At 37.2% G+C, this 20,129-nt stretch carries 18 protein-coding genes, 6 tRNA genes and 2 rRNA genes; 3 read left to right on the top strand and 23 right to left on the bottom strand.

From position 1 onward, the window contains the following. Nucleotides 1-82: 82 nt before the first annotated feature. A complete protein-coding gene (locus RCJ95_RS06925) occupies nt 83-1,075 on the bottom strand; it encodes an ABC transporter substrate-binding protein (protein ID WP_274770621.1) in 993 nt (330 codons plus the stop codon). Between the two features lie 327 nt (nt 1,076-1,402). Beyond that, entirely contained in the window at nt 1,403-1,891 is a 489-nt protein-coding gene (locus RCJ95_RS06920; RefSeq protein WP_274770622.1) for a VOC family protein, read from the bottom strand. Nucleotides 1,892-2,386: 495 nt separating this feature from the next. On the opposite strand from RCJ95_RS06920, the gene RCJ95_RS06915 reads away from it, so the two are divergent. Beyond that, on the top strand, nt 2,387-2,728 hold the full coding sequence (locus RCJ95_RS06915) for a hypothetical protein (protein ID WP_446722068.1): 342 nt from the start codon (nt 2,387-2,389) through the stop codon (nt 2,726-2,728). Between the two features lie 227 nt (nt 2,729-2,955). After that, on the top strand, nt 2,956-3,210 hold the full coding sequence (locus RCJ95_RS06910) for a GlsB/YeaQ/YmgE family stress response membrane protein (RefSeq protein WP_004225307.1): 255 nt from the start codon (nt 2,956-2,958) through the stop codon (nt 3,208-3,210). Nucleotides 3,211-3,458: 248 nt separating this feature from the next. On the opposite strand, the gene RCJ95_RS06905 is transcribed toward RCJ95_RS06910, so the two are convergent. From RCJ95_RS06905 to RCJ95_RS06815, 19 genes are all read right to left on the bottom strand, one after another. After that, nucleotides 3,459-4,223, bottom strand: a complete 765-nt coding sequence (locus tag RCJ95_RS06905) for an SDR family oxidoreductase (RefSeq protein ID WP_446722067.1) — start codon at nt 4,221-4,223, stop codon at nt 3,459-3,461. Between the two features lie 439 nt (nt 4,224-4,662). Continuing rightward, nucleotides 4,663-5,283, bottom strand: coding sequence for a GNAT family N-acetyltransferase (locus RCJ95_RS06900; protein ID WP_337976599.1), 621 nt, complete (start codon nt 5,281-5,283; stop codon nt 4,663-4,665). Nucleotides 5,284-5,548: 265 nt separating this feature from the next. Next, nucleotides 5,549-5,833 carry a CD3324 family protein gene (locus RCJ95_RS06895; protein ID WP_107894599.1) on the bottom strand — a complete coding sequence of 95 codons (285 nt, stop codon included), beginning with the start codon at nt 5,831-5,833 and terminating at the stop codon, nt 5,549-5,551. Between the two features lie 186 nt (nt 5,834-6,019). Further along, complete coding sequence (locus RCJ95_RS06890; protein ID WP_446722066.1) at nt 6,020-7,027, bottom strand: DUF4179 domain-containing protein; 1,008 nt, start codon at nt 7,025-7,027, stop codon at nt 6,020-6,022. Further along, on the bottom strand, nt 7,005-7,547 hold the full coding sequence (locus tag RCJ95_RS06885; protein WP_337976597.1) for a sigma-70 family RNA polymerase sigma factor: 543 nt from the start codon (nt 7,545-7,547) through the stop codon (nt 7,005-7,007). Before RCJ95_RS06885 ends, RCJ95_RS06890 begins: the two co-directional genes overlap by 23 nt. A 400-nt stretch (nt 7,548-7,947) precedes the next feature. Beyond that, complete coding sequence (gene glmS / locus RCJ95_RS06880; protein WP_054549731.1) at nt 7,948-9,750, bottom strand: glutamine--fructose-6-phosphate transaminase (isomerizing); 1,803 nt, start codon at nt 9,748-9,750, stop codon at nt 7,948-7,950. A 604-nt stretch (nt 9,751-10,354) separates the two neighbouring features. Then, the gene (locus RCJ95_RS06875; protein WP_312129417.1) at nt 10,355-10,870 is read right to left on the bottom strand and encodes a type 1 glutamine amidotransferase domain-containing protein; all 516 of its coding nucleotides are present in this window, start codon (nt 10,868-10,870) and stop codon (nt 10,355-10,357) included. 127 nt (nt 10,871-10,997) lie between these two features. Next, nucleotides 10,998-12,350: a phosphoglucosamine mutase gene (glmM, locus tag RCJ95_RS06870; protein WP_257520801.1), complete on the bottom strand. Its 1,353-nt coding sequence runs from the start codon at nt 12,348-12,350 to the stop codon at nt 10,998-11,000. A gap of 213 nt (nt 12,351-12,563) precedes the next feature. Beyond that, a complete protein-coding gene (locus tag RCJ95_RS06865; RefSeq protein WP_257520802.1) occupies nt 12,564-13,640 on the bottom strand; it encodes a CdaR family protein in 1,077 nt (358 codons plus the stop codon). After that, the gene (cdaA, locus tag RCJ95_RS06860; RefSeq protein ID WP_009370548.1) at nt 13,633-14,469 is read right to left on the bottom strand and encodes a diadenylate cyclase CdaA; all 837 of its coding nucleotides are present in this window, start codon (nt 14,467-14,469) and stop codon (nt 13,633-13,635) included. The genes RCJ95_RS06865 and cdaA overlap by 8 nt, the downstream gene beginning before the upstream one ends. 149 nt (nt 14,470-14,618) lie before the next feature. Continuing rightward, nucleotides 14,619-15,245: an anti-sigma factor family protein gene (locus RCJ95_RS06855; RefSeq protein WP_004225400.1), complete on the bottom strand. Its 627-nt coding sequence runs from the start codon at nt 15,243-15,245 to the stop codon at nt 14,619-14,621. A gap of 13 nt (nt 15,246-15,258) precedes the next feature. Then, nucleotides 15,259-15,822: an RNA polymerase sigma factor SigW gene (sigW, locus tag RCJ95_RS06850; protein WP_004225410.1), complete on the bottom strand. Its 564-nt coding sequence runs from the start codon at nt 15,820-15,822 to the stop codon at nt 15,259-15,261. A gap of 133 nt (nt 15,823-15,955) precedes the next feature. After that, nucleotides 15,956-16,861: an arginase gene (gene rocF / locus RCJ95_RS06845; protein WP_004225412.1), complete on the bottom strand. Its 906-nt coding sequence runs from the start codon at nt 16,859-16,861 to the stop codon at nt 15,956-15,958. A 185-nt stretch (nt 16,862-17,046) separates the two neighbouring features. Further along, nucleotides 17,047-17,119: transfer RNA gene (locus RCJ95_RS06840), tRNA-Lys, on the bottom strand. 13 nt (nt 17,120-17,132) lie between these two features. Further along, nucleotides 17,133-17,207, bottom strand: a tRNA-Gln gene (locus tag RCJ95_RS06835). A 14-nt stretch (nt 17,208-17,221) separates the two neighbouring features. Then, nucleotides 17,222-17,305 (bottom strand) — tRNA-Tyr (locus RCJ95_RS06830). Between the two features lie 18 nt (nt 17,306-17,323). Further along, nucleotides 17,324-17,399: transfer RNA gene (locus tag RCJ95_RS06825), tRNA-Val, on the bottom strand. 55 nt (nt 17,400-17,454) lie between these two features. Beyond that, nucleotides 17,455-17,529 (bottom strand) — tRNA-Glu (locus RCJ95_RS06820). Nucleotides 17,530-17,641: 112 nt separating this feature from the next. Continuing rightward, nucleotides 17,642-17,718: transfer RNA gene (locus tag RCJ95_RS06815), tRNA-Asn, on the bottom strand. A gap of 269 nt (nt 17,719-17,987) precedes the next feature. Here RCJ95_RS06815 and mbcS point away from each other — a divergent pair. Continuing rightward, nucleotides 17,988-19,574 carry an acyl-CoA synthetase MbcS gene (gene mbcS / locus RCJ95_RS06810; protein ID WP_274770633.1) on the top strand — a complete coding sequence of 529 codons (1,587 nt, stop codon included), beginning with the start codon at nt 17,988-17,990 and terminating at the stop codon, nt 19,572-19,574. 121 nt (nt 19,575-19,695) lie between these two features. Here the strand turns inward: mbcS and rrf are convergent. Then, a 5S ribosomal RNA gene (rrf, locus tag RCJ95_RS06805) occupies nt 19,696-19,811 on the bottom strand. 112 nt (nt 19,812-19,923) lie between these two features. After that, a 23S ribosomal RNA gene (locus RCJ95_RS06800) occupies nt 19,924-20,129 on the bottom strand; the annotation flags it as partial.

Genomic DNA, 20,129 nt, shown 5'->3' with positions numbered 1-20,129 from the left:
AATGACCCACTATTAACGATTGTTCGAGTATGAGCTATTTAGAATACTAGCGGTTTAAAAATTGATTGGGCGGATACATTTTTTACTGTTTGCGCATCCACGCTGGTAGCTTTTGGAACAATTGCTCCAAAGCTAATAAATTATCTGTATTCCATTCATTAGGAACAACATAAACTTTTCCCTCTTTGACCGCAGGCAAAGTTCCCCATATAGGGCTTTGTAGCAACCGATCAGCTTGTGCTTCACTTTCACTATCCTCTTGTACAATGACAAACAAATGATCACCAGCAAACTCAGGAAGCACCTCTTCGGAAACCTCTAGGAAAGATACCCCTTCTACATCAATAATATTCTTCTGTACTGCTGGTGGAACAGCAAAGCCATTTTTTCCATAAATAATAGCACCTAGGCTACGATCACCCATGACATAAAGCGTCTTACCTAGCTGATAGAAAACTGTTGCAGTCTCCCCTTCTGTTAATGGAAACTTGTCAAACATTTCGTTAGACTTTGTTTCAAACTTAGCAAGCAATTGAGCTACTTCTTCCTGCTTGCCTAGGATATTCCCCATCTCTTTTACTCGTTCTGTATAAGGAAGAGCAGGGTTAAAGGGAATCGTAGTAGCAATTTTTGATAATTCTTCATTAAGATTTGGATCCGCCTTGTAATAGCCATTAATAATTAGATCAGGTTTTAAAGTCAAAATCGTCTCTAAGTCAGCAGGATTACCAATATCAACGATCCCTTCAAGTTTGCCTTCATAGTAACTAGGAGAATCTTTAGGAAGATTATTACCAACAATCGCAATATCCATCGCCAAGAAATCACCAACTGTCTGACCAATATAAACGACTCGTTTTGGATCTGCAGGTATTTCAACCTGTTCACCTGTAATCGTTGTATATTGAACAGCTGTCTCACTTTCCTCTGCTTGCACATCAGATTGAGTATTTTTCTCGTTTTCCTTTTCCTGCGCCTCAGATGTGTTGCTATTAGAACTACATGCCGCTAATATCAATAGCAACAGGAGGAAACTCCCCCATAGTATAATTCGCTTTCCTATATATTTCTTCATATTTGTTGCCCCTTTCTAATTTATCTTTAATTGAAAATGATTATCATTTACAGAGTTATTATAGATTTTATGAAAGGGCGAAACAATGAAAAAAACGCAATAATTTATTTGGATAAATGTCAATACTCAGGATTATGATAGCCTTTTGGTTTTTTATCTTCAGGTTTAGTGAAGAATTATTCATTCGTTTTCGACTATATGATCAAGTTAGAGCCTCAAGAGGGAAAATGGTGAAATTTAAGCGTAAAAATTAGCTCCCTATAGAAACAAAAAAGAAACCATTTTAGTGGTTTCTTTTCATATCAACAAACTTGTTGATTAGCTATACTATTTGATTTCTTCAGCGAGCTCTAAAATAATTCCTTCTGGCCCACGAACGTAGCATAATTTATAGGCGTTTTCGTACCTATAAATGTCACTAATACGTTCTGCGCCCTTCTTTACCAATTTGTTAACGAGGGCTTCAATATCTTCAACATTGAAGGCAATATGCTGGATACCCATAGTATTTGCTAGAGGATGCTGGATGCCTATTTCACTTGATGGCGCGTTAAATTTTACAAGTTCAATATTCGCCTCACCGTCTGGTGTTCGCAACATTACTATTTCTAGATTTGCGTCACTAGCTGACGTTCGCAATTTTGCAGCGTCCTCTTTAATATCTTGAAGCCCTATTACCTGCTCCATCCTCTTCACCCATTCACCCTCCACTTTTCCTTCCCCTATCACCTCAAGGCCAAAGTCAAGAAAAAATGCTTTAGCTGAAGGAAGATCATTGACGATTATCCCCACATGATCAATCTTACGGATTTTCATATTTCAAACCACCTTTCTCCTATTTGAGTAATTTATTTTTAATTCCAGAATAACTTCCCAAGTGCTTAATCGAAAGGTTAAATACCTTTAGTGCCGTAATTAATAGCTATCGTTCATTAAGTAGTATAGGCGAACTCATGGTAATTTGACTGGCATGATTGTTTTAATTAAAAATATCATAAAAACTTATCAAAATAACAGAGGAAGGCCTAGTTTCAATCCACTTAATTTCTTGATTATACTATAATTCAAAAGCCTTAAAAATATAAAAACCCCCATTAGATAATCAGATACTTTGTTTATCTAACAGGAAAGTTTTAGCCGATTAATTATGTGTAGTTACAGCCTTAACTTTTAATTAAATAAACTAATAATTGTTAAATAATGTTAATAAATTTCGTTTTTCACCCGATGATAAAAGTGTGTTACAGATAATATAAAAGAGCAGATATATGAAGATGCTTGAATACTATGAAGAGAGAGGTGTATTAAAAGATGGTTTCTAGGGAAGATATGAGTATAAGGTTAACTATCCTTCAAGGAGCTTACGGATATAAAGGTTTTACGGAACAAACTGGCGTAAATATGTATAAAACTGATTTGAAAGCTTTTCAAGAAACAATAGAAACTGCAAAAGAACCAATTAATGCTAGTAAAATTTCAAAGTTATCACCCGACCAAATTAAAGTGCTCCAAGGTGCCCCAAGTGGTAGTTGGTTGATTCCTTTACTGAGTAGAATGGGGCAATTAGGGATGATGGATTTACGTGAGGGACTAGTGAACCCCAAAATATTTCAATACACTTCGACAATGAATGCTTATAAAAGATCCATTTAAGCTAAGTGAAATAAAAGGCATTAACGAAAAGGTTTTTGCCTTTCTATTTGTTATGTAAATACAATAGGTCAATATATGAAGCGTATGTATCGTGACAATGTCCGCTATCTCCTTTGAAACTTCTCCTAATTTTTATTTTTTTTCTCCTTATAGTTTGAAAGAGTTCAATAAAGGTTATAAAACACTATAACGAAATATTTAAAATACAAAATTAGGAGATGGATAGTATGAGTTTCATTTGGTTTTTAATAATTGGCGGGCTTATCGGTTGGCTTGCAGGTATAATTTTAGGTAAAGATATCCCAGGAGGAATTATTGGTAATATTATTGCAGGTATTATCGGTGCATGGATTGGTGGTATGCTTCTTGGAAGTTGGGGTCCTAAAATTTCGGATTTCTATATCTTCCCTGCCCTTATTGGAGCAGTTATACTAGTTTTCATTTTGAGTGTAATTCTGAAATCATTGCGTAATGCTTCGTAAGCTAAATAGATCTCTTAATTTGTTTCTATACAATTAAGTGAATCAGATGTAACCAATAATAAATGGTGACTGTGCTTATAACAAAAAGGCGGCCTCCCACATCATATCTGTGGAGAGCCGCTTTTACTTTGTTCTTAATTAACTTAATAATCCACCGCTCCGTGAATTCAATTAGAACAGAACAGCCTATACAACAATAGTGCCTGATTGGGGAAGACCATGCCATACAAAGCTTGATAATTAATGTTCTATAAATGAGATCCTCCACTTGCATCTAGCAATTGACCAGTTACCCAACGACTGTCTGAGGAAGCAAGAAAGGCGACAATATCTGCCACATCTTCGGGCTCTCCCCATCTGTTGAAAATTGAAAGACCAGCTGCATATTTTTGTCCATCAAGGTTTTTCAAAGTCTCAGCATTCATCTCTGTATTAATAATTCCAGGCTGGATGGCGTTTACCGTAATATTCCGGCTCCCTAATTGTTTGGCTAGAATACGCGTAAATGTGTCGATTGCACCTTTGGACATACTGTACGTGAAAACACTTGGTGAAGCTACACGTGTTACAAAAGATGAAATATTAATAATACGTCCCCCATCTTTTAAACGTGGTAAAGCTTGCTGAGTAACAAAAAGTGGTGCTTTAATATTTATCTTCATTACCTCATCGAATGATTCTTCCGTCGTCTCTTCTAAACTGATAATTTGACCAATTCCAGCATTGTTGACAAGAATATCGAATCCGCCACCGCCCGTATATTCCCGAATAGTAGCATCCAAGGTAGTAAATAAATCTTGAATACCATCTAAAGTACTAAGGTCAGCACCAATCGCCAAAGCATTTCCTCCGCTTTGTTCGATCTGGTGAACAACTGCTTCTGCCTCATTACGTCTTTTCCCATAATGAACGACGACAAAGGCTCCCTCTTGTGCCAGACGCAAAGCAATACTGCGGCCAATTCCTCGACTTGATCCTGTAACTAAAGCGATTTTGCCTGTTAACTTACCCATGCTTCCATCTCCTTGTTCAAACATAGTTAGATTACATAGAGAATTATATCAAGGAACATTATTTGAAATGTTGCTCTCCTATTCGGTTTCAAGGGGTGTTTCGTTATGGATAAAAACACCCCTTTAGATTAATATTTTCTAAATAGGTAAAATGGTGTAATTTTTTTACAGACGGTATGACTTTATTTAAATTCAACAACACATGGCTTTGGAATAAAGATTGATCAAAATGACGGTACTCTTTATAGTTAAGTATGATTTTTATAAAAAAGTTTGATCATTTTTCAGCTATGTTGTTCAACAATTGTGCCCGATTGTTGAGTACCTTATTGAAGATAAGCTCCGGTTAGTTTAAGTACATTTATTCACATTTAAATGTTTTAATAAGAACATTCCGTCCACTTATTACAGGAACGTTGCTTGGTTAGTAAGTAAACGTCTACATTATTGTTGAAACACTCCCACTAGTGAATATTTCAATAGCCTTAGTGATTTTTTCCCTTTCTTTCCAATCCTCTTTGTGAAGGGTGTAATGAAAATGAATTTGGTCTTCAATTTCAATTTCTCCATTAATACGAAATCCGCATTTTTGAATAACTTTATTTGAGCCTAAATTGTGAGGTAGAACAACTGTATTAAGTAGCTCTACATCTGTATTCTCAAACAAATATTTTATCAATCCTTTTACTGCAGTTGTTGTGTATCCACGACAACTGTATTGCTTTGAAATTGCATAAACAACTTCTCGGTTTGGTTCACTCAGCTCTTCTTTAATACCTGTATTGCAGAAACCAATAAATTCTCCAGTTTCCTTCAATATAATTCCCAACTTCAAATAATTAGCACCACTAATATTAGGTACAGCTAACAAAAACTTTTTATTGTCTGGTATTTCATAATTCGTGACCCAGTTTAATCGTTGTTCTTTTGTTGAACGCCAATCTGGCAGAAAATTATAAACTTCAGGTTGTGAAGTAAGCTCATAAATAGCATCAGCATCTTCAATTCTAAATTCTCTCAGTAATATGTCACCACAATCTATTGTAAATAAATTGTTCATATCTATCCCCCTATTCCTTTGCTAATAGTCATTTATTTTGCAAAAAACAATTCCTTAAATAACAATGTCCGCCCCATACATACTTCCACTTCAGTTCAATAATCTAGATAAACTACGTCTGGGTCTCAAAAATTAATTAGCTGGTTCCTCTTACCTTTTATAAGAGTTGATTAGATTATATCTGACTTACATTACTTGAAAAAACCTCAAACTTACTTCATAAAAATAAATAAGCCAATGCGGCATAAAACCACATTGGCTTAATTTAAAAATTTGTTCTTTTTCTTTTTTCTTTTAATACAATTCTTTGAATACTTTTTGATGACAAATAATATTTTTCACACAAAGAAGCTATATTCAACCCAGATAGATAATCATTATATATATTAGAATTTCTTAGATCCAATTCTCCTCTGGTTGCAGTACTGGACCCCCAACTCTTTTTACTATCTTTTCTTCGTGGGATATAAATATATTCACCATCAACATATTTCTGTATTAACTCCACCAACTCAGTTGGAAGTATATGCTTTGCTTTTTTATAGCTCATTTTTGCACTCCTAAATTTTTAGTATTTCTTTTAGGAAGAGCAAAGGCTATTTTCAATTATTTTATTATGCAATAGCCTTTGCTATGCAAAAATAGTAATTCTTCTCATATACTCAATCCTCCTTGCAATTTTAGATTTTAATACAATTTCACCTTACATTTAATACATATTATACCATATCTATAGTTAATTTAATTCAATCTTAATAGGTTCGAAATCAATTCGTTTACTATCACCTTGACTTTTACTTACATGAGCGAATGGGTAAAAAGTAATCGATGTTGCCTCGGGATCTAATCCATGAATTGTTGCATTCCATGTAATATCTTCACTCGAGTCGCCATCTACCGTTCCAGATCCACCATTATATGGAACTTTATACTTATTGCCTAAATTATCAATCGCACTCAACTCAGCCTCAACATAATTCCATCTTTCATGAACAGCAGGATCGATATCTTGTAAGTAGTTAATCGTTAAATTAACCTCTGTTTTGATGGCATCGATTAGCTTGACCGTTACACCTTCTTTGTTTACTTTCTCATTAATTACGATCTGTTTTCCTTCTAGCTTGCTTATAGAAAATTCAAAATACCAGTCGCCTTTCATTACTTTTTCCCCCGAATAAATTGCTTGAGGACTCCATTCTATATTCACTTTATCTTGTGTTTTATCACGCGTAGACAACGTCATCATGCCTACATAGCCAACACCATTCACATACCCTCCTTCATAGCCTCCATTCACTATATTCGTTGGCAGATTCTCAAAAGTCGGGGATGAGCCTAAATCTTCTTCACCTCGTATAACATATGAAAGGGTTACTGTATTGCCATCGTAAAATGCTTTTTCAATAATTATTTCAATTCCGTTGCTTTCTTGGACTAAACCAATATCTGTACTAATCTCTTCATATGCTTGATAGTAGTCTTCCAGTTGGATAAAATAGTCGAATGCCTGACCAATAATCGGGATTCTCGTTACAAAGTTAGCAAATGCAGGTGATACGTAAGCAGATGAAATGAGACTCATCGATAAAATTCCGACAGCAGCCGTATATTTAATTATTCGTATAAAGGGGAATTTCCGTTGCTTCTTCTCCAGCTTAAAAGCGTCAGCCAAAATGGCATCTAATTCTTTAGAAGGAACAGAAATTTCATTCATTGCCTCCTTAAATCGGTCTTGTTCGTTCATCTATGTACGCTCCCTTCAATGTCTTTTTGATTTTCGCTAACGCTCTCTTGCCGTTCGATTTGACTGTACCAATCGGTTCGCCAAGTACCTCTGCTATTTGTTCAAAAGTTAAGTCCTCATAATATTTTAAGAGTAGGACTGTTTTATATTTATCATCTAATCCATAAATGGCATCCAATAAATCCAGCTTTTCATCAGATGTTGCGATTTCAGTGGAGAGAGTGTTAAATTTAAATTCATCAATTAAAATTACGTTCTTTTGTTTTTGGAGTACACTTAATGATACATTGATGCAAATTTTCATCAGCCATGTCTTGAAATACTTTGGCTCTCGTAGCTGATGAACCGACTCAATTGCCAGTAACACCGTTTGCTGGAAAACATCCAAAGCATCCGCCTCATTTCGGACATAGCTATAGGCTGTCCTGTAAAGCTTCTCTTTTTCTTGTTTCAGCAAAAACAGCAGTGCTTCTCGGTCCCCTCTGATTGATTGTTTTATTTTCTTTTCGTTAACAGCCATCCTTTTCACCACCCTATCTATTAGAGAGCCGACCATCAAAAAAAGATGCACTTTTCTAAAATAAAAAAGACGTATACAAATTAATAAGTCCTTATTAAATACTTTTTTATTGAGTTAGTTGAAAAAAGCCTCACTATCTTAAAAAATTGATATTCAATTATATGACCCGATTGTTGAATAAGTAAAATCCTGCTTTGAACTTTGTTTTAAATGATCATATAATTTGGGTCCCGTAATAAAAAAACGTAAACAAAAACCCTGATACAGCAACACACTGTACCAAGGTTTGTATTTCATAATAATCAAACATGTATTCTTTTTAAGTAATCAATATACAACTTTTTTGTCTAGTATACATCTTTATTGTAACTCAACAACACATTAAATCTAATTTTTGTTCTTACTCAACAGTTACCGATTTAGCTAAGTTACGTGGTTTATCTACATCACAGCGTCGGTGAAGTGCAGCATAGTAGCTAATTAATTGTAAAGGTACTACTGATACAAGCGGTGTTAGTAATTCATGAACATGTGGAATGACTAAACGGTCGCCATCTTCATCAATGCCAGCCATCGCGATAATACATGGATATGCACCACGAGCCGCTACTTCTTTGACATTACCACGGATGTTTAATCCTACTGATGCTTGTGTGACAAGCGCAAACACAGGTGTACCTTCTTCGATTAAGGCAATTGTTCCGTGCTTCAGTTCTCCACCAGCAAAGCCTTCTGCTTGGATGTACGAAATTTCTTTTAGTTTTAAGGCACCTTCAAGGCTGACATAGAAGTCCATATTACGGCCAATGAAGAATGCGTTGCGTGCAATTTTCAAGTAATCTTCTGCAATGTCTTCTAGCACATCTTTTGAATCAATAATTGTTTGGATGCCATTAGCGGCAATCGCAAGCTCTTGTTTTAAATCAAATTCTAAGCCTTTGCCATTTGCCTTTGCTGTCACATAGGCTGCTAATGCAAGTACTGCTACTTGTGCCACATAAGCCTTTGTAGAAGCTACAGCAATTTCTGGACCTGCATGTAATAACAATGTATGGTCAGCTTCACGTGATAACGTAGAGCCAGGTACATTTGTAATCGTTAATGTTGGATAGCCCAACTCTTTAATTTTTACAAGAACTTGACGGCTATCTGCTGTTTCACCTGATTGTGTAATGAAGATAAATAATGGTCGTTCTGAAAGTAATGGCATGTTATAGCCAAATTCACTAGAGATATGCACTTCTACTGGGATACCAGCCATTTTTTCGAAATATTGTTTACCAATGAGACCCGCATGATAGCTTGTGCCTGCTGCAATAATATATAAACGATCTGCTGCTCGTAATGCTTCTAAAATCTCCGCATCAATCGTTAAATCACCATTGTCACCTTCATATGCTTGAATGATTTTACGAATAACTGTAGGCTGCTCATCCATTTCTTTTAACATATAGTGTGGATATGTGCCTTTTTCAATATCACTCATATCAAGCTCAGCCGTATAGGGTGCACGCTCTACTACAGTACCATCTAATTTTGTAATTTCCACACTTGCTTTGTGTACGATAACTACCTCTTTATCGTGAAGCTCTACGTATTGATCTGTTACCTGTAGCATCGCCATTGCATCTGACGCAACAACATTGAAGCCTTCACCAATTCCAACTAGAAGTGGTGACTTATTTTTTGCTACAAAGATTGTATCTGCTGCCTCTGCATCTAATAGTGCCAGTGCATAGGAGCCATGTAATAGAGATAATGTTTTACGGAAAGCGTCTGCAGTGCTTAGACCATCTTTCACAAATAACTCTACTAATTGCACAATAACCTCTGTATCTGTATCAGATTTCATTGGAATGCCTTTTAAATATGTTTTTTGCAATAAGTGATAGTTTTCGATAACCCCATTATGCACAAGTGTAAAGCGTCCTGATGCACTTTGATGTGGGTGAGCATTTAAACGATTTGGCACACCATGTGTTGCCCATCGAGTATGACCAATACCAATTTTCGCAGCAACATCTTCATCTACCGCTTCTCGTAAATCTGCAATACGCCCTTTTTCTTTGAAAACCGTTACGCCTTCCTCGTTACGTACTGCAATACCTGCTGAATCATAACCACGGTACTCTAGCTTTTCTAAGCCTTTTAATAAAATTTCCTTTGCATCTGATTCACCGATATATCCTACAATTCCACACATAATTCTCGTCCTCCGATAATGTCAATTTAATGCAATGACAAACTAGGCCTCATCCTATCGAATTTTTTTGAATGTACAAGCGATGCTTTATTTTTATAAAAATAAAGCACTCCAATACACACAAGCTACTCACGCTACTCAGCCAACTGAATAGAGATCTTCGATATGTGAAGCTTCATCTATTTATCTATTGCTTTTACAATACCTTCTCCATTTTCTGTACATTCAATCACTCAAATGCTTTCAAAATGGAAAATGACAATCGGGTATGTCGATTGGGAGGCATCCGCCGAATTTTCGATAAACCTCCACCTCGTCTGCTGAAGATCTTTTCGTCCGATTTCTTCAGCTCAGGCGCTATAATTGTTTTCCGATTTTGCGCTTTCTTCCCTCCTTAGGCGCTCGTTAAAGAATAAGGTCGGACCTCATCTTCAACTTCTCCATCATACTCAATCATATGCTATCCGTCAAATTTTCGTTATAAAAAACACCTAGTCTTAAAGCATTTTCGTGACAAATATGTAGACAAAGCGATACATAAGCACTTTGATAAGCATTGTAATACAAAATAGGCACAAGCATCTAAAATGCTTGTGCCTATCCTTTATTTACTGTCTAATAATTTAACAATTTCTCTATTAAATGCAGGAAGATCATCTGGCGTTCTACTTGTTACAAGCTGTTTTTGACAGACAAATACTTCTTCATCATGGAAGATTGCCCCTGCATTTTCTAAATCCACTTGAATGGATTTATAGCCTGTGGCGTCACGACCATTTAATGTCTTTGCAGTAATGAGAAGTTGTGGTCCATGACAAATGGCAAAGGTAGGCTTCATTTCATCCATAAAGGACTTTGCAAATGCTACTATACGATCATCTGCACGTAATATATCAGGAGAAAAACCACCAGGAATAAATAATGCATCGTAATCTGTAGCTTTTACATCATCAATGCCTTTATCAATTTTCACTGACTCTCCATGCTTACCCTTAACTTCCTTGCCCGCTTCGGTATCAATTGTTACTAGCTGATGCCCAGCTGCTTCCAAAGCTTCTTTAGGGCTTGTAAACTCAATGTCCTCAAACATATCTGTTATAACTGTAGCAATTTTAGCCATATCAATTAAACACTCCTTGTTATTGTGACTCCTAATTACTGTTCCCCATCTCGCTTATTTAAAACATTCCTTTCAAATAAGTAAACCCGATTTCCTGTTTACGGAAATCGGGTTTACACTATATTTCTTATTCTGTTAGGCCCATTTCTACACGTACAACATCTGCAATACGCTCGACAAAACGCTCGCAATCCGTTTCTGTTGCTGCTTCCACCATGACACGTACTAATGGCTCTGTACCTGAAGGACGTACTAAAACACGACCATTTCCAGCCATTTCAGCTTCTACCTCTGCAATTACTGTAGCTACTTTTGCATTATCGGTCACAGCATGCTTATCTGTTACACGCACATTGACAAGACGCTGAGGATAGATTTTCATTTCAGCTGCTAGTTCTGAAAGCTTTTTACCCGTCGCCTTCATAATGTTGACAAGCTGAATTCCTGTCAGTAAGCCATCACCTGTTGTATTAAAATCTAGAAAGACGATATGCCCTGATTGCTCGCCACCTAAATTGTATTCATTCGCACGCATTTCTTCCACAACATAACGATCACCTACAGCTGTTTGTACACTTTGCATACCATTGTCAGCCACAGCTTTATAGAAGCCCATATTGCTCATTACTGTTGAAACAATTGTTTGCTTCTTCAAACGCCCTACCGCATTTAAATGCTTACCAATGATAAACATAATTTGGTCACCGTCAACAATTTTTCCGTTTTCATCTACAGCAATTAAACGGTCTCCATCACCATCAAAAGCTAAACCAACATCTGCACCTTTTTCAGTAACAAATTTAGCTAGTCCTTCTGGATGTGTTGAGCCTACACCATCATTGATATTTAAGCCAGTTGGAGAAGCACCCATTGTAGAAATGTCAGCTTCTAAATCGGCAAATAAATGTGTAGCTAAAGATGAAGTTGCACCATGTGCACAATCAAGCGCTACATGGATACCATCAAATTCTTCATCCACTGTTTGCTTTAAGTATTGAATATATTTTTGACCACCTTCGAAATAGTCACTTACAGATCCTAAATCTGCTCCTATAGGACGTGGTAATGTATCCTCTTGCGCATCAATTAACTCTTCAATTTCCGCTTCCTGTGCATCTGTTAGCTTAAAGCCATCAGGACCGAAGAATTTAATACCGTTATCTGCAACTGGGTTATGTGAAGCTGAAATCATGACGCCTGCATCTGCGCTCATAATTCGAGTAAGGTATGCCACACCTGGTGTTGAAATAATACCAAGACGCATTACCTCTACCCCAATTGATAAAAGACCAGCCACAAGTGCACCTTCAAGCATCTCACCTGAAATACGTGTGTCACGACCAATTAAAACCTTTGGACGGTCAGTTGCATCTTTTGTTAAAACATAGCCACCTATACGACCAAGTTTAAATGCAAATTCTGGTGTTAATTCACTATTCGCGACGCCACGGACGCCATCTGTTCCAAAATATTTACCCATTCTACTTATTCTCTCCTTCAATGCAAGACAGTGCCTAGTGAGTTTCTATCAAACATTAGACACTTGTCCGCTTACTTTTGGAAAAGTCTGCTTTTGTTCATTCATTGGTAATTATTAATATTCCACTCTGCCAGTTTGTTTGATGGAACCTGAATTACAAACCTGATTGGATTTTTGATTTAGAATCAAAATAAAATTATAGTCACATATTGTTTAAGAATCAATATCTTCCGATTCCTCAGTTGACGTATTTTTATCAGTTGTAGTACTCTCATCTGTCACATCAGGTTCTTCAGTTGGAGGTGGTGATTCCTCTGTAGAAGCTGGTGTTTTCTGCTGTTCTTCTTGTTCAACCTTTGTAATATCTGCCTTCACTTTTATTTTCTTGTCAGATATTTTTGTCACACCATCTGGTAATTTTACATCAAATTCATAAGTTTTGGACTCAGTAATTTTTGACAGGTCAACTGTTATTGGAATGGATGTTAAACTGTCAATAATTGATTTTCTACCATACACTTTGATCATTTTTGGTGTAAATGTTAATGAGTTAATGGTAATGTCTTCGGCAGCTTGCCCTGTTTCCTTAAGGACAACTGGGATCTCTCGACTATACTCCGCTATATCTACTTGAACTTTCACAATTTCAGGTTCAATAGTCACATCTAACTTATTTAAATCTCTATCTAATACTTTTACAGCTGCTTCCTGTGTGAATGATTGCTTCAAGCCTTGCTCACCTGTAACAGTTGCTTTTACATAACTAATGCTTTCAATAGCACTTTTTGCACCTGTTACATAAACAGTTGGCGGGTTGGCCGTCATTTCTTTTAAGATAAAACCTTCTTCGATTAAACGTTTGTTCATTTCAGGGTCCACTCGGAACTCCTGTGTGACCTTTTCCTCAATATTCACATGAACAGTTGCAGGGTCTAATGTCACCTTTAACTTATCTGAAATATTTTCGTATTGCAGTTTTACATCATGCTCTCCCAGCAATAAATTGCTCAAATCCGCGAATATTGAAAAATCCTTAGCTCCCTTTGCTTTTAAAACCAATGCCATCGGACCTTCTATCGTTACATCCACAGTTTCTGGTAAACCTGTCACAATAAGATTCTCATTATCGTAATAAACATCCACTGGAACATCACGAATAACATCCGTTTGTTCATTTGAGGTAGCCTTATTTAAAGGTGACAACTCGGTACGCACTGAGAAAAAAAGCAAAAATGCTAAAAATAGCGCGATGATTCTAAGTACCCAAGGGCTATCCATCATTTTATCCATTCTTTTTCCCCCTCCAAGTCAACTTAGAGGATGCATTTGATTCTTGAACTGATCCGAACCACATTTTTCGTAATAATGTTTCGAACTCCTCTAGAGAAAGATTTCGATGGAGATTACCATTTAAAGTTATGCTAATTGCGCCTGTTTCTTCTGAAACAACAATTGTAATAGCATCTGTAACTTCGCTTAAGCCAAGAGCAGCGCGGTGGCGTGTCCCTAACTCTTTTGAAATAAATGGGCTTTCAGATAAAGGTAAATAACAAGCCGCTGCCGTCACTTTATCTTTTTGCATAATAACAGCCCCATCATGTAGCGGGGTATTTGGTATAAAGATATTAATCAGTAATTCTGATGAAATTTCAGCATTTAGCCCTATACCCGTTTCAATATATTCATTAAGGCCTGTTTCTTTTTCAATAGAAATTAACGCACCTATTCGACGTTTAGCCATATAACTTACAGACTTCTTCATTGCCTCAATAAGTCTTGTTTGTTCTTCTTCCTCTTGACTAGATGAGCGTTGGAATAGCTTTCCTCGTCCAATTTGTTCTAAACCGCGTCTGATTTCAGGTTGGAAAATAATAATAATCGCTAGGAAACCAAACTCAATAACTTGTTGTAGCATCCAGCCAAGTGTTTGTAACCCTAAAAGGTCTGTTGCAATTCGTGCAATAATAATGACGAATATTCCCTTAAGTAATTGGACAGCCTTCGTACCTTTAATGAGGGTTAAGACTTTATAAACAACGTACCAAACGAGCAGTACATCAATGAAGTTAATAACAATATTCACAGGCGTTAAATCCGTGAAATGTTCGATAATTTGCACGTGGCATCCCCCACTTTTCATTACGAATCCATACACATTCAAGTATATCACATTCTTATCAAATGTAACTTTTTTCAAATAAAAAGTCTACTCAGAAGAGTAGACCTTTCAGCCTCTCACGTGCACTATTTTTTAGGACGTATAGAGTGTTATTTAGTTTCTTCTTTTTCCTCAAATGTCATGGCTGTCTTAACAGAATTTTTAATTGTATACCATAACCATTCAAATACTTCGTCAATTTCTTCGATTCTCCCTGAAACTACCGCTGAAGATGCCATATATTGCCCGTTGATTACTGTGACGTTGCCATCAACTTCACCTTCAACAATCAAATCGCCATTTTTTACAACAATATCGCCTTTTACCACTTCTCCTTCAGGGACAATCACTGTTTGACCATCCACAACTAAATTAGGTTGTTTGGTTACTGAGAAATGCTGGTCATCCATGAAGCTACCCAATAATGTAGCACTCATGAATAGGCAAAATACTGCTGCTGCCACAAAGAAAGGATGCCGGCGAATCCATTTTTGTATACCTACTCGACTTTTTGGTTTTGGTAAACGAGCCATAACTGCTGCTTCAAAACCCGGAGGCGCTGTAATATGGGAAGCACTCTTCACAAAGGCGATTGTTTCACTCAATTCTTGCATCAACTGTTTACAATCATTACATGTATGCAAGTGTTGTTTCAACTCTTGCTCATGCTCACGACTAATGTCACCGTCTAAATAATCATGCATATAGTCTATAATATGCTCTGGACAAGTATTCATGACGCTCCCCCTCCTACAGATTGTTTAATTGCTTACGTAATGCCTCACGTCCGCGGTGAATCCTCGTTTTCACCGTTCCAAGCGGCATATCTAAAATCTCGCTAATCTCTTGTAACGATAACTCTTCTATATATTTCAATACTATAACCGAACGGTATTTATCCGGCAATCGTCCAATTTCATATTGAATGCGATCTTGCAGCTCCATTTGTTCTAACTGCTCCTCTGGTAGCTGGTCGTCTGCTGCGATTTGCGAATACATATCAAGCCCTTCTGTACCAGCTACTTCTGCATCTAAATAATAATCCGGTTTCTTTTTTCGAATACGGTCAATGCAGAGGTTTGTCGCTATGCGATAAAGCCACGTTGAAAACTTTCTTTTCTGATCAAATGTATGCAAGTTCATATAAGCTCGCACAAAAGCCTCTTGAGCAATGTCTTCAGACTCTTGTTTGTTGCCTAACATTCGATAGCATACTTGGTACAGTTTGTGCTGATAGAGACTCACAATATCGGCAAATGCGTTTTGATCGCCTTTAAGCACTTGTTTTATTCTCTTATTTACTAACGCATCCATTGTGTTGACTTCTCCACCTTTACAACTGTCTTATACTATACGAAGCACCGATAAGAAAAGTTTCGTTTTAATTCAATTATAGCAAAAGATTTTTATGCAATGTGGCAACAGGCAATTTTTTGTCAAATTTTCTTTAAACTAGTGTTTCGCCAAATAAAGATCCCATTAATGCAACAGCCACATTTGCTGTTGTATTCTTTTCATCTAATATAGGATTTACCTCTACAAACTCTGCTGAAGTTACCATGCCTGATTCTTGTAACATTTCCATTGCTAAATGGCTTTCTCGGTACGTAATTCCGCCTGGAACTGGTGTACCCACACCTGGCGTATAAAGTGGATCTAATCCGTCTAAATCAAGTGATAAATGTAAGCCATCAACATTTCGTTCCTTTAAATAAGCAAGTGCATCTTCCATTACACGTGTCATGCCAAGTCGGTCAATTTCATGCATTGTATATACCTTAATTCCTTGTTGACGAATCAATTCACGCTCTCCCGGGTCTACTGAACGAGCTCCAATAATAATCACGTTTTCAGGCTTAATTTTTGGAGCATAGTTGCGAATTTGCACTAAACGTTCATGTCCTAGCCCAATACTAACGGCTAACGGCATCCCATGTATATTGCCTGAAGGTGTTGTTTCAGGTGTATTTAAATCTGCATGAGCGTCATACCAGATAACGCCGAGATTTTTGTAATGCTCACCTAATCCAGCTAATGTTCCAATAGCAATGCTATGGTCTCCACCAAATACGAGTGGGAATTTCTTTTGTTCCACTACTTCATGCACACTATTTGCTAATGCAGTACTAACATCTACAACTTCCTCTAAATTTAATAATTTTTCATCCACAGCTCCGTCAGCAAGCTTTTGACTGACACGAATATCCCCTTGATCCTGAACATCGTGTCCGATAGCCTCTAAACGTTCAACAATACCTGCATATCGAATAGCACTTGGTCCCATATCTACACCACGGCGTGTTTGTCCGTAATCTGTTGGTACTCCAATAATAGAAATATTAAGTTTATTCATGTTTTTATACCCCCTAAAAGTTATAAGATTATTGTAAAGCCTACATACCACTTGGCTCAACTCAACAAAAACTTGCATATTTATTCATATTTAAATAACATAAAAAAATCTCCTACTGTTTTCAGCAAGAGATTAGTTATCTGTAGTTAATATAACACTTTTAAATAATTTTCATTCTAAAAAAGTGAGCCATGAAGGACTCGAACCTTCGACCCTCTGATTAAAAGTCAGATGCTCTACCAACTGAGCTAATGGCTCATAAAAGAAAAAATGGCTGGGGTACTAGGATTCGAACCTAGGCATGACGGAATCAAAATCCGTTGCCTTACCGCTTGGCTATACCCCAATCATTTATAAAACTGGTGGAGGGGGACGGATTCGAACCGCCGAACCCTAAGGAGCGGATTTACAGTCCGCCGCGTTTAGCCACTTCGCTACCCCTCCGAAATAACACAAAAAGAATGGTGGAGGATGACGGGCTCGAACCGCCGACCCTCTGCTTGTAAGGCAGATGCTCTCCCAGCTGAGCTAATCCTCCATATAAACAGGTGTTATATCACAGTTTATTTTCTTTATAAAGCCTATGTTTTAAATGGTGACCCCTACGGGATTCGAACCCGTGTTACCGCCGTGAAAGGGCGGTGTCTTAACCACTTGACCAAGGGGCCAATATTACGTCTTAAACAAGACAAGAATTATAATAACATTTTCAATTAATAATTGCAATGCTTTTTCACAAATTATTTTATGTATTATAGCCTATGAAAAAGGACAAAAAAATGGCTCCGAAGGCAGGACTCGAACCTGCGACAACCTGATTAACAGTCAGGTGCTACTACCAACTGAGCTACTTCGGAACAATGCTATTCACTTTGGTTTTAGACAACCTCTTAAGTACATTTATTATTATAGCAAGCATTATAAATAATGCAACACATTTTGTGAAAATTTTTATATTTTTTGTCGAAGACTGCTCCTATATTCGTCTGAAAGCATAATAGTTCTCTATTAATTCTAATATTTCTATTTAACGTACTAAATATTCTTGCTGTATATTATTGTAATTGTTAAAATAAAAATAGTTTTATGAATTTTCTATCAAATTGTCTGGGGGAGGATGTTCAATATGGTATCAAATGATTTAATTGCACCTGAATTTTATAACATCACAGAGGAATTAGAAAAATTTTCGCAAGATAGTGATCGACAAGCAATACGTTGGTTAAATACTCAACAAGAGAGACGTACAGTTTCTTATGTCGAGCTTAACCAAAAAATGAATCAGTACGCAAACGCTTTTACGGAGAAGGGGCTTCAAAAAGGTGATCGTGTATTAGTTATTATTCCTCGACTTCCTGAAGCCTATTTCGTTTTTCTAGGTTGCTTAAAGGCTGGTATCGTACCTATTTCATGTTCAGAGATGCTACGTGCAAGCGATTTAGAATATCGGATGGAACATTCTTCTGCTAGTGCAGTTATTGCTTATGAGGCTTTTACTAGTGAAGTTGATCAAATAACTTCTTCTGTATACGCATTGAAAAATAAACTAGTGATCGGTGCTGCGAAAGGAGATTGGACTTCTTTAGATGAATTAGCAAGCAAGCAGCCAGCTACATTTACAACTGTAGCTACTACACGTGATGACATGGCATTCCTTTCTTATACATCTGGTACAACTGGTAAACCTAAAGGCGTTGTTCATTCACATGGCTGGGGATATGCACATATTAGAACTGCAGCTTCAAAATGGCTTTGTGTACGTGAAGGGGACCTCGTGTGGGCAACAGCTGCTCCTGGTTGGCAAAAGTGGATATGGAGTCCTTTTTTATCAACAATCATGCTCGGCGCTACTGCTTTTGTCTATCATGGTGGATTCGATGCAAAAACCTATCTTCAATTAATGCAGGATGAAAAAGTTAATGTTCTATGTTGTACACCGACAGAATACCGGATTATGGCGAAAATCGATAATTTACAAGACTACAATCTGTCATCTCTACGAAGTGCCGTTTCTGCAGGTGAACCTTTAAATCGTCCAGTTATCGAAACATTTATGAATCATTTTGGACTAAAAGTACGTGACGGCTATGGACAAACAGAAAACACATTATTAATTGGTACACTCGAAAACACAGAATTACGTCCTGGTTCTATGGGTGTTCCAACTCCAGGTAATATTGTACGTATTATCGACAATGAAGGGAATGAAGCACCAGTTGGCGAAGTTGGTGATATTGCTGTTCACAAATCTTCACCAGCTTTATTTAAAGAATATTATAAAGAACCAGAGCGCACACAAGCTGCATTTCGTGGGGATTGGTATATTACAGGTGATCAAGCAAAATGTGATGAAGACGGTTACTTCTGGTTTGAAGGTCGTGGGGATGACATTATTATTTCATCTGGTTATACGATCGGACCATTTGAAGTTGAAGATGCATTAAACAAACATGAAGCTGTACAAGAATGTGCAGTTGTAGCTGCGCCAGATGAAATTAGGGGGCATATTGTAAAGGCATTTGTTATCTTAAGAGAAGGTTTCAAAGAATGCAATGAAGAGGAGTTAACAAAGGAGCTACAGGAGCATGTTAAAGCGTTAACAGCCCCTTATAAATACCCTCGTAGTATCGTCTTTATTGATGAGTTACCAAAAACGACATCAGGGAAAATTCGCCGTATCGAACTTCGAGCTACTACAGTTCATACACACTAAGTTAAGTATCAAAAAAAGAAGGCATCCATTGAGGATACCTTCTTTTATGTATTTATGAATAAAAAATAGTCGGCTCAAATAAAAAAAGCCACTACTGAGTGTATCAGCAGCGACTTTTTGCGCCTAGCGACGTCCTACTCTCACAGGGGGAAGCCCCCAACTACCATCGGCGCTAAAGAGCTTAACTTCCGTGTTCGGTATGGGAACGGGTGTGACCTCTTTGCCATCATCACTAGACTATGGTAGACCTTCCTATACACGGTGTATTGCAGTGTCTAGAAGCTCTCTTTTTAGAAAGATTTATTCTTTCAAAACTAGATAAACGATACATTGAATGTTTCAAACTTTTTTGGTTAAGTCCTCGATCGATTAGTATTCGTCAGCTCCATGTGTCACCACACTTCCACCTCGAACCTATCTACCTCATCGTCTTTGAGGGATCTTACTTACTTGCGTAATGGGAAATCTCATCTTGAGGGGGGCTTCATGCTTAGATGCTTTCAGCACTTATCCCGTCCACACATAGCTACCCAGCGATGCCTTTGGCAAGACAAC

It is taken from the genome of Lysinibacillus sp. BSL11, from assembly GCF_052928325.1.
Note: the sequence above shows the minus strand (reverse complement) of the source record. Positions and strands in the feature narration are given on the sequence as shown.